At 71.8% G+C, this 12,753-nt stretch carries 9 protein-coding genes; 4 read left to right on the forward strand and 5 right to left on the reverse strand.

Going from position 1 to position 12,753, the window contains the following annotated elements; translation table 11 throughout:
• Positions 1-117: 117 nt before the first annotated feature.
• Entirely contained in the window at positions 118-1,128 is a 1,011-nt protein-coding gene (locus ABZU76_RS02850; protein WP_354864400.1) for a 4-hydroxy-3-methylbut-2-enyl diphosphate reductase, read from the forward strand.
• 172 nt (positions 1,129-1,300) lie between these two features.
• Here ABZU76_RS02850 and ABZU76_RS02855 read toward each other — a convergent pair whose 3' ends face one another.
• Together ABZU76_RS02855 and ABZU76_RS02860 are read right to left on the reverse strand one after the other, a co-directional pair.
• Positions 1,301-2,206: a DUF6542 domain-containing protein gene (locus ABZU76_RS02855; RefSeq protein WP_354864402.1), complete on the reverse strand. Its 906-nt coding sequence runs from the start codon at positions 2,204-2,206 to the stop codon at positions 1,301-1,303.
• Positions 2,207-2,973: 767 nt separating this feature from the next.
• A complete protein-coding gene (locus ABZU76_RS02860; protein WP_354864404.1) occupies positions 2,974-3,888 on the reverse strand; it encodes a DNA recombination protein RmuC in 915 nt (304 codons plus the stop codon).
• Positions 3,889-4,137: 249 nt separating this feature from the next.
• Here ABZU76_RS02860 and ABZU76_RS02865 point away from each other — a divergent pair, with 249 nt between their 5' ends.
• Positions 4,138-5,292, forward strand: coding sequence for an exonuclease SbcCD subunit D C-terminal domain-containing protein (locus ABZU76_RS02865; protein ID WP_354864406.1), 1,155 nt, complete (start codon positions 4,138-4,140; stop codon positions 5,290-5,292).
• Positions 5,289-8,252 carry an SMC family ATPase gene (locus tag ABZU76_RS02870; protein WP_354864408.1) on the forward strand — a complete coding sequence of 988 codons (2,964 nt, stop codon included), beginning with the start codon at positions 5,289-5,291 and terminating at the stop codon, positions 8,250-8,252. Before ABZU76_RS02865 ends, ABZU76_RS02870 begins: the two co-directional genes overlap by 4 nt.
• 224 nt (positions 8,253-8,476) lie before the next feature.
• Here the strand turns inward: ABZU76_RS02870 and ABZU76_RS02875 are convergent, their stop codons facing one another.
• Together ABZU76_RS02875 and ABZU76_RS02880 are read right to left on the reverse strand one after the other, a co-directional pair.
• Positions 8,477-8,977, reverse strand: coding sequence for a methylated-DNA--[protein]-cysteine S-methyltransferase (locus ABZU76_RS02875; RefSeq protein ID WP_354864410.1), 501 nt, complete (start codon positions 8,975-8,977; stop codon positions 8,477-8,479).
• Positions 8,974-10,392: an AlkA N-terminal domain-containing protein gene (locus ABZU76_RS02880; RefSeq protein WP_354864412.1), complete on the reverse strand. Its 1,419-nt coding sequence runs from the start codon at positions 10,390-10,392 to the stop codon at positions 8,974-8,976. Before ABZU76_RS02880 ends, ABZU76_RS02875 begins: the two co-directional genes overlap by 4 nt.
• A 102-nt stretch (positions 10,393-10,494) precedes the next feature.
• Between ABZU76_RS02880 and ychF the strand changes: the two genes are divergently transcribed.
• Positions 10,495-11,577 (forward strand): redox-regulated ATPase YchF, encoded by a 1,083-nt coding sequence (gene ychF, locus ABZU76_RS02885; protein ID WP_354864414.1) that lies wholly within the window; start codon positions 10,495-10,497, stop codon positions 11,575-11,577.
• Between the two features lie 38 nt (positions 11,578-11,615).
• On the opposite strand, the gene ABZU76_RS02890 is transcribed toward ychF, so the two are convergent.
• Positions 11,616-12,746 (reverse strand): tyrosine-type recombinase/integrase, encoded by a 1,131-nt coding sequence (locus ABZU76_RS02890; RefSeq protein WP_354864416.1) that lies wholly within the window; start codon positions 12,744-12,746, stop codon positions 11,616-11,618.
• Positions 12,747-12,753 lie beyond the last annotated feature (7 nt).

The following is a 12,753-nucleotide window of genomic DNA, read 5'->3' on the forward strand; positions in this document are numbered from 1 at the left end:
CAACCGAACGGGTGGGTTGGGGCACAGGACGTGACTCCCGGCACAGCCCGGATGGCCGCCGACGTCATCCGAAAGAGGACTTCGAAGCCGGTACGGCACAGCCCGTACCCTGGGGGCATGACTTCTGCGAGTCCCGGAACCGAGCCCGCCGGTACCCCGACGATCTCCCAGTCCGGCGCCGCCAAACGCGTGTTGCTCGCGAAGCCGCGCGGGTACTGCGCCGGCGTGGACCGCGCGGTGATCGCCGTGGAGAAGGCGCTGGAGCTCTACGGCGCGCCCGTCTACGTGCGCAAGGAGATCGTCCACAACCGCCACGTCGTCGAGACCCTGCGCGAACGCGGCGCGATCTTCGTGGACGAGACGTCGGAGGTGCCCGAGGGCGCGCTCGTCGTGTTCTCGGCCCACGGTGTTTCGCCGGCGGTGCACACCGAGGCGGCCGACCGCAACCTCCGCACCATCGACGCGACCTGCCCGCTCGTGACGAAGGTGCACAAAGAGGTCAACCGCTTCGCCAAGGACGACTACGACATCCTGCTGATCGGCCACGAAGGCCACGAAGAGGTCGAGGGCACCGCGGGCGAGGCACCCGACAAGGTGCAGCTCGTGGACAAGGCCGAGGACGTCGACAAGGTCGACGTGCGCGACGCGTCCAAGGTGATCTGGCTCTCCCAGACCACCCTTTCGGTCGACGAGACGATGGAACGCGTCGACCAGCTCCGCGAACGCTTCCCGGGCCTGGCCGACCCGCCCAGCGACGACATTTGCTACGCCACCACCAACCGCCAGGTGGCGGTGAAGGCCATGGCGCCCGAGTGCGACCTGGTGCTGGTGGTGGGCTCGACGAACTCCTCGAACTCCAAGCGCCTCGTCGAGGTCGCCCTGAAAGCGGGCGCGCGGTCGTCGTACCTGATCGACTTCGCTTCGGAGGTCGACGAGGCCTGGCTTTCGGGGGTGTCGACGGTGGGGGTCACCTCGGGCGCCTCGGTGCCGGATGTGCTGGTGATGGACCTGCTGACCTGGCTGGCCGAGCGCGGTTATGGGCAGGTTGACGAGGTGACGACGGCGAACGAGAAGATCGCCTTCGCGTTGCCGAAGGAGCTTCGGAAGGCTGCGAAGTCGGAGTCCTGACAGGGTTTTTGCTTTGAGGCCGCGGTGGTCGCCGGATTTTCGGGCGGGCGCCGCGGCTTTTTCGTGTGGCCGGCTTGAAGAAGCCGGGATGCACGAAGGCCGCCGATCCGGGGTGGATCGGCGGCCTTCGGCGTGGTCCGGGTGTTGAGGCCCAGCTGGCGACGTTGTCGAGTCAGGACTCGTCGTCCCAGGGGCGCTGGCGGCGCGGCGGTTCGCGGCGCGGGGGACGCGGCCGGCCGGGCGGGGGTTCGTCGGCGCGAGGGCGGCGGCGGGGCGGGGGTGCGTCGCCGCGGGGGTCGCGGCGGCGGGGGTCTCCTTCGGGTGGACGCGGGCGGCGGCCGTCCGGCGGGGGCTTGCGCGCGCCGCGGGGGGCGGCTGGGTCGCCGGGTTCGCGGCGCGGGCGGGCGCCGGGGTCCGCGGGCGGCCGGGGGCGGCGCGGAGGCGGGCCGTCGAGGTCGCGGTCGCGAGGCGGGCGGCGCGCACCGGCGGGCGGCGGAGCCTGGCCGGCGCCTGCGGGACGACCCGAGCCCGGCGGGCGCGTGCGCGGGCGGGCGGGCGGCTCGTCGCCGTCTTCGCGGCTGCGGGGCGGCTTGCCGTCCTTGAGCTTCACGGCGGAGTCGGGGTCGCGTTCGCGGAAGATGCGGAAGAACCCGAACAGCAGCGTGACACCGGTGGTGATCGCCATCGTCGGGAAGCCGTTGATCAGCGGCGTGCCGATGTTGAGCAGCTTCGACAGGGTGTCGCTGCCCGAGCTGGACCCGCCGGTCAGAAGCACCACACCGGGCACCGTGACGGCCAGCACCAGCGGCGGCTGCACCATCGGTCCGAACAGAGCGCGTCTTTGCACCGCGCCCACCGCGAGCACGGCCCCCACGAAGTAGCCCGCCTTGAAAATAAAGTCGAGGCTGCCCTTGGTCTTCTCATCGATGATGGCGCCCAGCACGGCCAGGCCGAAGCCCACTAGGACAGCCGCCCACCAAGGCAGGCCGCGCCTCTCGCCGACGACGAGACGCTCGTCCCAGGGCACGGTGGCGTCTTCGGCATCAGGATCGCTCTGGCGATCGCGTATCGCGGTCACGAGGCAACACCGTAGCCGTTACTTGTCACGATCTTGCTGCCACTGCCGAAGACCGCCCTGACCAGCCACCCGGCAGCGTGACGTGAGTTGCCGGCCGCCGGAACACGTGGTGTCGGGCGGGCCCTCGCGATGCGGACCGCACCCGGTCCATGGTCTGGTGACCTGACCTGCGGATACAGCCCACTGGTCTGGTCCGACTCACCGTCCCGTCGGCGCTTCGACGACAGCCGCCCCGTCGCGCACCCGCCGCGGCGGTCGTCGACGCGGAACGTTCCCGCTCCCCGGAAGCCTCACAGCGACGGAACCAAACCCGGGGCAGCGCAAATGCCCCATCGACCCCGAGCCGGCCACGACCGGCACGCACCGTGACGAGTCGTGCGGCCCCCGCTGCCGCGGCCATGAACCACGCCGGCCAGGCTGCCGCTGTCTCGGCTTGCTGCCGGCTCGGCTCCCTTGGTACGTCCGGCGCGTTGCCGGGCGCGTCTTGGTAGGTGCCTGCCGCGGGTCGTGCGAGCCCGGCCGCCAGACAACCAGCCCCGCGCACCAGGCGCTGTCCGGCAAGCACCGAGCAGGAGCTTGCCTCGCCTTACCGCCGGCTCAGCCGCCAGTTGCCGTGGCCCAGCAGCTACGACTGACGGCCCGGCGATGAGCTGCCGGACGCGTCCGTCGGGGCTCTGCAGGTCGTGCGGGCGCGGCCTGCAGAGCCGCAGACCATCGGCCATCGTCCGGCAGGGGCTGCGCGGCGAAGGGCTGCGCAGGAACCGACCTCAGCTAGCCGCCAACTCGTCCCCCTTCCGTACCTCCGGCACCGGCGACGGGCTCCCCGACGCGTCCGTCAGGGGCGCCACTGTCGCGCGGAAGCTCTCCAGCGCCTCCAGCTCCCGCCGTCGCGCGGAGAGGAACCGCTGCAGGTGCGTGCTCGTCAGGTTCAGCGCCTCGACCGCGTTCCCCGCCGAACGGTGCGCGGCCGCCGCTCCTGCGCGGACCTGCTCGACGTCCTCCACCAGCGCCCGGTCGCTCGCCGCGAACAGGGCGGCCGACGCCAGCACCCCGAACCCCGTCGGTCCACACAGGAACACCCGGCGGTCGATCAGCCAGCGCAGCAGCTCCGGGTCGGTGTCGAGCGCGGCGACCACGGCCGCGTCGGACGGGACGAACATGATCGTGCCGTAGATCGCGTCGGCCCAGCGCTGGTAACCCTTGCCGGCGAGGTCGGCCGCGCGGGAACGGATCTGGCGCACGTGGGCGCGCAACGCGTCGAGCCGTTCCTCGGGATCGTCGGTCTCCACGGCCTCGGCCCAGATCGCCATGCTGGCCTTCGCGTCGACGGGCACGGTGCGGCCGCCACCCACGCGCAGCACCATGTCCGGCTTCGCGCTGCCGCCGCCCGCCAGGTCGGTCTGCAGCGTGAAGTGCAGTTCTTCGCGAAGCCCCAACGCGCGCGCGGTCTCGACCAGCACCTGCTCGCCGAGCTCGCCGCGTCCGCTGATCGACGCGAACGCCACCTCGTACCGCCGCAACGCCAGCTGCTGCTGGTCGTTCTTCGCGCGCTCGGCCGCCACGAGCCGCGCCGCCGCGTCGGCCCGGCGCATGCCGTCGCCGTAGAGCCGCCACAGCAGCGCGACCGCGACGCACAGGAGCAGCGCGAGCACGACGGCCGCGGTCGTGATCACCGTCTCCACCCGAGTCTCCTTTCCCTGCCACATCACCCGGACCGGTCGGAACGGCCGGTGCCGATCGACGCGGACATCATGGCGGACCGCACCGACAAAAACCGGCGCGCTCGGTCGCGCTGCGTAGCTGACCAGCGCGTTCACCGGTTCGGTGGTCGGCGTGTCCACCAGGGCCCTGATAGGGTTCGTACACACGTTCGAGTGGCTCTCCGGCGAGTCTCCGCGGTTTCGTCGTGATCGCCTCTTACCGTGGTTGCCGTGAGACTCCTTCACACCTCCGACTGGCACGTCGGCCGCACGTTCCATGGCGCCGACCTGCTCGCCGAGCAGGAGGCCGTCCTCACCCACCTCGCCGAGCTCGTCACGAGCGAGCACGTCGACGTCGTGGTGGTGGCAGGCGACATCTACGACCGCGCGGTCCCTTCGGCCGAAGCGGTCCGAGTCGCGACCAAGGCCATGAGCCGCATCCGCCAGGCCGGCGCGCAGCTCGTGATCACGCCCGGCAACCACGACTCCGCGGCGCGGCTGGGCGCCTTCGCGGACTTCGCGGCGGCCGGCGGTCTGCACCTGCGCGCCACCATCGCCGGGCTCGCCGAACCCGTGCTGTTGAGCGACGAACACGGTGACGTCGCGATCTACGGCATCCCGTACCTCGAACCCGAGCCGTCGCGCCACGCCCTCGGCGTGCCTGAAGCGCGTGGCCACACCGGCGTGCTCACCGAAGCCATGCGCCGGGTACGCGAAGACCTTGCCACGCGGCCGAAAACGCGGTCCGTAGTGCTGGCCCACGCCTTCGTCACCGGCGGCGCGAGCAGTGAATCCGAACGCACCATCGCCGTGGGCGGCGTCGAGCAGGTTCCGGGTGACGTCTTCGACGGCGTCGACTACGTCGCACTCGGCCACCTCCACGGCCCGCAGACCGTCGCCGAGCACCTCCGCTACTCCGGCAGCCCGCTGGCCTACTCGTTTTCCGAAGCGCGCCAACGGAAATCGGTCTGGCTCGTCGACCTCGACGCGGCCGGGCTCGCCGAGGTCCGGCGCCACGAACTGCCCGTGCCGCGCCCGCTCGCGACGTTGCGCGGCGAGCTGCAGGATCTGCTGGACGCGCCGGAACACGAGGAATGGCGCGACCACTTCCTCTCCGTCACGGTCACCGACCGCGTGCGCCCGGTCGACGCGATGCGCCGCCTGCGCGAACGTTTTCCGTACGCCGTGCACCTCGACTGGGAGCCCGAAGGCGGGCTCGCCGGCGCGCAGCTGAAGTACGCCGACGCCGTCCGCGGGCGCACCGACATCGAGATCGCCCGCAGTTTCCTCGACGACTGCCGCGGCGCGTCCCCCACGGAAACCGAGGAACGGCTGGTGTTCCTCGCGCTCGAGGCGGCCAACCGGGCGGCGGTGGCGAAGCTGTGAGGCTGCATCTGCTGGAGGTCGAGGCGTTCGGTCCGTACGCGGGCCGCGAGGTGGTCGATTTCGACGCGCTCGGCGCAGACGGCCTCTTCCTGCTGCACGGCGACACTGGCGCCGGCAAGACCACGCTGCTGGACGCCATCGCCTTCGCGCTGTTCGGCGTGGTGCCGGGCGCGCGCGGCGACGTGAAGCGGCTGCGGTGCGACGTCGCCGCGCCCGAGCAGCTCACCGAGGTCGTGCTGGAGCTGACGGTGCAGCGCCAGCGGCTGCGGATCGTGCGCAGCCCGGAGTACCAGCGCGCCAAGAAACGCGGCGACGGGTTCACCACGCAGCAGGCGAAGGTGTCGCTGACCTGGGTCGGCGAGCCGCCGGCCGGGCTGCCTCCCGACGGGGTCATCCGGATCGACGAGGTCGCGCGCACCGTCGAACGGCTGCTGGGGATGACGGCCGCGCAGTTCTTCCAGGTCGTGCTGTTGCCGCAGGGGGAGTTCGCGAAGTTCCTGCGCTCCGACACCACCGAGCGCGAGAAGCTGCTGGAGCGACTCTTCGGCACCGAACGTTTCTCCGACGTCGAGCGCTGGTTCGCCGACCTGCGCGCCGAACGTGGGCGGGCGGTGGAAAAGCGGCAGCAGGAGCTGCGGGAGCTCGTCGCGCGCTACGCCCAGGAAGCGCAGCAGGAGCCGCCGGAAAAAGACCAGGCGGAGTGGGTCGACGCCGTGCTCGCGGAGGTCGCCGCACGCGCCGAAGCGGCGGAAACCGAAGGGGCACAAGCACGTTCGGCCGCGACCAAGGCGGAGACCACGCTGCGGGAAGCCGAGGAGGACGCCGACCGCATCCGCCGCGTCCGCACCGCGCACACGCGCCTCGCGCAGATCGCCGAGACGGCGGCCGAGCGCGCGGAGTGGACCGAGGAGATCGCGGCGGCGCGGCGGGCGTCGGCCGTGGTGCCCGAGGTCGAGCTGCTGGAACGGCGGAGTTCGGAGCTGGGCGACGCGCAGCTCGCCGAGGCCGATCACACGCGGGCCTTGGGGGAGCTGGGCTTCGACTCCGTCGGCCTCGCGTCGGCGGACCTGCGTGAGCGCGCCGGATCGTTGCGCGAGGAGGCGGGTGCGCTCGCCGAGCTGGTCGCGGAGGCCGAGCAGCAACGCGTCGACACCGAGCGGCGAGACGAGCGGAAGGCCGCGGCCGGTGCGGCGGCCGAGCGGGTCACCGAGCTGCAGACGCGGCTGGCGGAGCTGCCGGAGCGGCTCACGGCTGTGCGGGGCGAAGCCGCGTCGGCGGCCGAAGCAGCGGCGAAGCTGGACGGTGCGAAGGCGCGGGTTGAGGAGCTGACTGTCGTTTCGCGCGCGGCCGTGGAGCTGCCCGAAGCCGTCGCGAAGGTCGGGCGCGGTGAGGCCAAGCTGCGTGAGGTCGTGGACGCGCACCAGTCGGCTCGTCAGCATCGGCTTGACCTGCGGGAACGTCGGCTGGAAGGCATGGCCGCCGAGCTGGCCGCGAGCCTGGCGGACGGCGCGCCGTGCCCGGTGTGCGGGTCGGCGGAGCACCCGGCGCCGGCACGGCACGGGGCTGAGCTGGTGGACCCCGCCGAGGAACGGGCCGCGGAGGAGTCGGAGCAGAAGGCCGGCGCCCTGCGGCAGCGCGTGGTGTCCGCGCTGGAGGAGGCGAAGGCGCGGCTGGACGCGTTGCGTGAGCGGCTGGGCGAGCGGACGGCCGAGTCCGTGGCCGCGGAGCTGACCGAGGCTCGGGCGGGCGTGGGGGCGCTCTCCGACCAGGCCGCCCGGAAGGACCAGCTCGCGCGACAGGTCGTCAAGCTGGAGCAGGAAGCCGACCAGCTGGCGGAGCACCGGCGGCGGGCCGACCAGGCCGTCACGGAGACGCAGGCCGAGGTCCGCGCGCTGGAGGAACGGCTGGCCGAACGCTCGAAGCGGCTGCTCGAAGGGCGGGGCGAGTTCTCCGACGTCACCGCGCGCCGGCGGCATCTCCTCACATTGGCGGGTGCGTTGGATTCCGTCGCGGAGGCGCGCACGGAAGTGGGCGGTGCGGAGTCCCGGCTCGCCGAGCAGCACGGCCTGGTCGAGATCTCCTTGCATGCCAAGGGTTTCGCCACGTCGGAAGAGATGCGCGGCACGGTCCGCTCCGACGAGCAGGTCACGAAGCTCGAACAAGGTCTGTCCGAAGCCGAGGCGACGGCCGCGGGGGCGCGCGAGCTGCTGGCGCAGCCCGAGCTGTTCGGCATCTCGCCCGACGACGTCGTCGAGGTCGCGCCACTGGGTGAAGTGGCGAAGGCCGCGCGCGAACGGGCGGACACGGCGTTCGCGGCACTGAAATCCGTGGCGGCACAGCACGGCGAGCTGAAGAAGCTGGCCGCGCGGATGGGCAAGGCGCTCGCGGAGTTCGAGCCCGTCCAGAAGGAATACGACGAGCTGCGCGCACTGTCCGAAGTGGTCAACGGCCGCGGCCAGAACTCGCGCAAGATGTCACTGCGGTCGTACGTGCTCGCCGCCCGGCTGGAGGAAGTCGCGCTCGCGGCCACCGCCCGCCTGCGCACCATGAGCCAGGGCCGCTACTCCTTCGTGCACTCCGACGCGGCCGGCGCACGCGGCACTCGCGGCGGCCTCGGCCTCGACGTGCTCGACGACTACTCCGGCGCCGTCCGCCCCGCGAAAACCCTGTCGGGCGGCGAATCGTTCCTCGCTTCGCTCTCGCTGGCGCTCGGCCTGGCCGACGTCGTCGCCGGTGAAACCGGCGGTGCGCTGCTCGACACCCTGTTCGTCGACGAGGGTTTCGGCACCCTCGATGCCGAAACCCTCGACGTCGTGATGAACATCCTCGACGAGCTCCGCGCGGGCGGCCGGGTCGTCGGCCTCGTCTCGCACGTCGAAGAACTCCGCCAACGCATCCCGACCCGCCTGCGCGTGCACAAGTCCCGCACCGGCTCACGGATCGAGCTCCGCACGGCGTAACTCAGGGCGAGAGTTGCCCTCCGCGCCGCGGCGCGGAGGGCCGTGGGGCTGCGGACAACGAAGTTCGGCGTGCCTGCTCAGACAGCCTCGCCCGTGAGCAGGCGACGCCTGGCGTCTGGGACCCGGCGGAAGGTGCTGATGTACCAGCCGGTCAAGCGAACGGCCGCATTTCGAGCCCAGGCAGCTGCCGTGGTCGCGGATGGCCGGTGGGTCGCCGGCGCAGGTCAAGCGGCCTCGTGCGTGAGCAGCCAGCGCTTCGCGTCCGTGCCCCAGCGGAAGTCGCCCACCGCGCCGCCGGTGCGGACGACGCGGTGGCAGGGCACGAAGAGGGCGGCGGCGTTGCGGGCGCAGGCCGACGCGGCGGCGCGGACGGCGGTGGGGCTGCCCGAGAGGGTGGCGTACTCGGCGTAGCTCACCGGGCGGCCCGGTGGGACCTTGCGCAGCATGTCCCACGCGTGCTGGCGGAAGGCGCCGGAGCGTTGGCGGACCTCGATGTCGTCGACGGCGTCCAGTTCGCCCGTGTGGTAGCGGCGCACGGCCGTGGTGACGGGGCCGAGGTCGCGGCGCTGGGTGAGCGTGGCCGGGGCCAGGGACGGGGAGATGAGCGTGGTCAGCTCGGCGACGTCGGCGGTCCAGCCGGAGGCGAGGACGGCGCCGTCGCCTGCCACCACGGCGGTGAAGGGGCCGATCCTGGTGTCCACAGTGGACCAGAAGGTGGTGCTCACGAGAGGTTCTCCTCGGGGTCGAAGACCTGCAGGTAACGGGTGGCGTACGAGCTCCACGGCCGCCAGCCGCGGGCCGCGCCGGGCAGGTCGAGGCAGAGGGCGGCGGCGGAGCGGCGCACGGCGGGGTCGGTGGTGAGCAGGACGTCGGGAGCGCCGAGCACGCGCATCAGGACGTAGTCGGCGTCGATGCCGAACGAGAGCAGCTCCGCCCGCAGCTCAACCGGATCCCGGCCGACGTGCGGGTCGAGGCTGCCGTCCGCCAATGCCGCGGCGACCGTCTTGACGTGCGGTTTCACGTCGGCGGCGGCCACGATCTCGGGCGTCGGGAACAGCGTCGTCAGGGTGTCCATCGGCGGCTCACCGGGCGGCACCCGGGGGCCGAGCGCGGCGACGGAGCCGAGCGCGGCGCGCAGGACCAGCTCCGGCCCGTCGACCGCACCGGGCACGCGCAGGCCCGGCGCCTTCGTGACCAGCGGCGCGAGCACCGGATCCGCGCCGAGAACGCGTGCGACGGCCTCCGGATCCGCGTCGAGGTCGAGCAGCCGCCGGACGCGGGAGACCGCACTGCCGAGGTCGCGCAGGTCGGTCAGCGCCAGGTCGCAGCGGACGTGGTCGGGTTGCGGGCTCAGCCAGACCAGGCCGGGGCCGTGGGAAAGGCGCAGCGTGCGGCCGTAGCCGGTGATGCCGTCGGCGCTCTCCTCGACGGCCTCGACGCCCGGCAACGCACGCGACGCGTGGTAGCGCAGCACACCCTGCGCGTCGAACGGCGCGCGGAACGGCAGGCGCAGGCTCAGTCGCGTCGAGCCGGTGGGCTCGGCGCGGCGGCCGCGACGCAGTGAAGCCGCGCGAAGCTGCGAAGGCGTCGTCGCGAAGACCTCGCGGATCGTCTCGTTGAACTGCCGGATGCTGGAGAACCCGGCGGCGAACGCAACGTCGGTCAGCGGCAGCGCCGAGAGTTCGATGAGCAGCCGCGCGGAGTGGGCGCGGTGGGCGCGGGCGAGCGCGAGCGGGCCGGCGCCCAGTTCGGCGGTGAGGACGCGGCCGAGCTGGCGGTCCGAGTAGCCGAGCCGCCGCGCCAGGCCGGGCACGCCTTCGCGCTCGACGAAGCCGTCGGAGATCAGGCGCATCGCGCGAGCTGCCAGGTCGGCGCGGACGTTCCAGTCGGGTGAACCCGGCACGGCGTCGGGCAGGCAGCGCCGGCACGCGCGGAAGCCGCTCGCCTGGGCGGCGGCCGACGTGGGGAAGAACCGCACGTTCCGGGCCTTCGGCGTGATCGCCGGGCACGACGGGCGGCAGTAGATGCCGGTGGTGCGCACGGCCATGATGAACTGGCCGTCGAACCGCTGGTCGCGGGCGGTGACGGCCCGGTAGCAGCGCTCGGTGTCGCGCCAGAGCGGGGCGGTCTGGGTGGCCATGTGGTCGATGGTGCCAGCAGGTCGGGGGCTTGGCTGGCGGGAATCCGACACGGCGTTACCGGGTCGGCCGGGGCGTTTGCCGGGCACGTAGACTCGACTGTCGTGAGTCTCACCCTCGGTATCGTCGGCCTGCCCAACGTCGGCAAGTCCACCCTGTTCAACGCGCTGACGCGCAACGACGTGCTCGCCGCGAACTACCCGTTCGCGACGATCGAGCCCAACGTCGGCGTCGTCCCGCTGCCGGACCCGCGGCTCGACAAGCTGGCGGAGATGTACAGCTCGGACAAGATCGTGCCGGCTGTCGTGTCCTTTGTGGACATCGCGGGCATCGTGAAGGGCGCGTCCGAGGGTGCCGGGCTGGGCAACAAGTTCCTCGCGAACATCCGCGAGGCCAACGCGATCTGCCAGGTCATCCGCGTGTTCGACGACCCGGACGTGGTCCACGTCGACGGCCGCATCGACCCGTCGAGCGACATCGAGACCATCAACACCGAGCTGATCCTCGCCGACCTGCAGACGCTCGACAAGGCCCTGCCACGCCTCGAGAAGGAGGCGCGCACCAAGAAGGAAGCACGCCCGGCACTCGAGAACGCGCAGCGCGCCAAGGAAATCCTCGACGCGGGCCGCACGCTGTTCCAGGCGCAGAAGGAAGTTGACTTCGAGGCGCTGCGTGAGCTGAGCCTGTTGACGACGAAGCCGTTCCTGTACGTCTTCAACGCCGACGAGGGCGTGCTGACGGATTCCGGTCGCCGCGACGAGCTGGAGAAGCTTGTCGCCCCCGCCGACGCCGTCTTCCTCGACGCGAAGGTCGAATCCGAACTGCTCGAGCTCGACGACGAGGAGTCCGTGCGCGAGCTGCTGGAGTCCGTGGGCCAAGCCGAGCCGGGCCTCAACGCCCTCGCCCGCGCCGGCTTCCACACCCTCGGCCTGCAGACCTACCTCACCGCCGGCCCCAAGGAATCCCGCGCCTGGACGATCCTCCAGGGCGCCACCGCCCCCCAAGCCGCGGGCGTCATCCACACGGACTTCGAGCGCGGCTTCATCAAGGCGGAGATCGTGTCGTACGCCGACTTGATGGAGGCGGGCTCGATGGCCGCCGCGCGCGCCGCGGGGAAGGTGCGGATGGAGGGCAAGGATTATCTGATGGCGGACGGTGATGTGGTGGAGTTCAGGTTCAACGTCTGAGTACGGCCGGGAAGGGCCGCTGACCAGCGTCGATCCATCTACTTCGCCTCCTTGGTCCGCACTGAGTCCGCAGCGCTCAGTGCCTGGGTCATCAGGTCGGCAGCAGCCTGCCGGGTGCGGTCCTCAGCCGAGGGCCACAGGTGCGCGTACGTGTTCAACGTCGTGGTGGCCTTGGAGTGCCCGAGCGCGCGCTGAACGGTCACCACGTCGCATCCGGAGGCGATCAGGCCGGACGCGAAGTAGTGCCGCAGGTCGTGCAGCTTCACACCCGACACATCGGCGGCCTTCCGCGTCTTGCCCCACCAGTAGGTGACGGTGTTCTGGTGCGGCGGGTTGCCTTCCTCGCCGAGGAACAGCCACCGCTCGCGGCCGGCGCCGTCGAGCTTCGCGATGTGCGCCGAGAGCGTGTCCAGCAGCGCCTGGGGCAGGAACACGACGCGCTCGGAGCCGTACTTCGGAAGCCGGATGTCGACCTTCTTGCCGCCGGCGCGCTGGACCTGGCGCGCCACCGTGAGCTGCTTCCGCAGAAAGTCGATGTCGCGCACCTGGACCGCGGCCGCCTCCCCGAGGCGCAAGCCGGCGAACGCGCACAGCGCGACGAACACGCCGAACGTGTCGTTCGCTGCCGCGATGAGTGCGCCGACCTCCTCCGAGCTCGGCAGCGTCATCGCCGCCTCGGCCTTCCGTAGCCGCGGCAGGGCGACGTTCTCCGCCGGGTCGGAGGAGATCAGCTTGTCCCGGACCGCGGCCCGCAGCACGGCGCGGACGTTGCTCACGCGCGTGTGGATCGTGCCGGGCGCGAGCTTGCGGGAGTTCTCCTTCGCCGGGTCACCGTCGCGCATGATCTTCACCCACCGCTCGACGTGCGTCGGACGGATCTTCCGCAGCTCGAGGTTCTTGAACGTGGACGACCTGACGGCGAGGCTCATGGCCTTCTCCGTCCCGTCCACCCACACCTGCTGCGCGCTCCACTGCGCGAAGTACTGCGCGAGCGTGATCCGCCCGGCGCCCGGGTCGACGTACTGGCCGGTGACCACGCTCGCCGTGACCTCGTCCAGCCACCGTTGCCCGTCGATCTTCCGGTCGAAGTGACGCGCGTGTTCGTTACCGGCCTCGTCGCGGTAGCGAGCGCGCCACTTCCCGTTCGGTCTTCGACTGACATTAGCCACTGCTCAA

This window comes from Amycolatopsis sp. NPDC005232 (assembly GCF_040607795.1).
Taxonomy (GTDB): domain Bacteria; phylum Actinomycetota; class Actinomycetes; order Mycobacteriales; family Pseudonocardiaceae; genus Amycolatopsis.

Bases quoted from the DNA above. Each gene is read 5' to 3' on its own strand.
- ABZU76_RS02850 (WP_354864400.1), top strand. From the start codon at position 118: ATGACTTCTGCGAGTCCCGGAACCGAGCCCGCCGGTACCCCGACGATC.
- ABZU76_RS02880 (WP_354864412.1), bottom strand. From the start codon at position 10,392: ATGGCCACCCAGACCGCCCCGCTCTGGCGCGACACCGAGCGCTGCTAC.